Here is a 1641-nt window from a genome sequence, read left to right as displayed (position 1 = left end):
TACATTTTCTCATAATATTTCTGATAATCCCCAGAGGTTACATTCTTCATCCACTCTTGATTATCTAAATACCATTTTATAGTCTTCTTTATTCCAACTTCAAATGTAGTTTCAGGGTACCATCCTAATTCCTCTTTTATCTTATCTGGAGCTATTCCATATCTTCTATCATGTCCTTTTCTGTCTTCAACATATTTAATTAGGCTTTCAGTTACTTCCTTGTCTACATTTTCATTAATGTATTCTATAACTGTTTTTACTATTTGAATATTCGTTCTTTCATTATGTCCACCAACATTATAGACTTGTCCTAATTTTCCATCATTAATTACCATGTCGATAGCTTTCGCATGATCTTCTACAAATAACCAATCTCTTATGTTTAATCCATCACCATAAACAGGTAACTCTTTGTGTTGTAAACAATTGTTTATTAATAATGGTATTAATTTTTCAGGAAATTGGAATGGACCATAGTTATTTGAACATCTTGTTATATTTACTGGCATTTTGTACGTATCATAATAAGCCTTAACCATTAAATCTGACCCTGCTTTGCTTGATGAATATGGACTATGAGGATCTAATGGTGTTGTTTCTCTAAAGTATCCTTCATCTCCAAGTGAACCATATACTTCATCTGTTGACACATGAAGAAATTTAACACCTTCTTTAAATCCATCTTCTGTTTCCCATGCATTTTTTGCACAATTAAGCATGTTAACTGTTCCAAGTACATTTGTCTTGGCAAATATTTCTGGTTCTCTTATACTTCTATCAACATGTGATTCTGCTGCAAAATGGACAACATAGTTTATATCATATTTTTCAAAAAGACTTGAAACTAATTCTTTATCACAAATATCTCCTTGAACAAATGTATATCTTTTATCATTCTCTACAGACTTAAGATTTTCTAAGTTTCCTGCATAAGTTAATTTATCTAAATTTATTATGTTTATATCTTCATATTTATTTAACATATATAAAATAAAGTTTGATCCAATAAATCCTGCTCCACCTGTAACTAAATATCTTTTCATTATTAATAACTCTCCTTTAAAAATCCCTATTTAAATTTCCTATAAATGATTTTATTGCATCTTTCCATTCTCTCATTTCATCACCAACAGTATTTCTAAGCATCATATTATCAAGTGACGAGTATTCTGGTCTTTTTGCTGGAGTTTTGTATTCTTCTGATGTGCAAGGCTTAACTTCACATTTTCCTCCAGATAATTCAATTATCAATTTTGCAAAGTCATACCAACTGCATTCTCCTTTACCTGTACAGTGATATACTCCATATTCTTCTGTTTCAATAAGCTTTAATATATGGTAAGCTAAATCATTAGCATTAGTCGGATTTCCTCTTTGATCATTAACAACTTTAATCATGTCTTTTTCTTTTCCAAGGTTCATCATTGTATAAACAAAATTATGACCTAAATATCCATATAACCAAGCTGTTCTTACTATAAAATATTTAGATGAAAATTGCTCTACATATTTTTCTCCTAAAAGCTTACTCTTTCCATATACACTATAGGGAGCTGTTAAGTCATACTCTTTTAATGGTTTATCCCCAACTCCACTAAACACATAATCAGTTGAAACCTGAACTAATTTAGCTCCAACTTT

Annotated in this window: 2 protein-coding genes; both read right to left on the bottom strand. The window is 29.9% G+C overall.

The window, feature by feature from the left end; all coding sequences use genetic code 11:
- On the bottom strand, positions 1-1043 hold a 1043-nt coding region (gene rfbB, locus HGI79_RS22380; protein ID WP_185652875.1), incomplete at its 3' end, for a dTDP-glucose 4,6-dehydratase.
- 16 nt (positions 1044-1059) lie between these two features.
- Positions 1060-1641, bottom strand: a 582-nt coding sequence (locus HGI79_RS22375) for an NAD(P)-dependent oxidoreductase (RefSeq protein ID WP_185652874.1), incomplete at its 5' end; no start/stop codon positions are given.

Source organism: Clostridium sp. DJ247, assembly GCF_014231265.1.
The sequence above is the reverse complement of the archived record's forward strand: the minus strand, read 5'-3'. Positions and strand labels throughout refer to the sequence as shown.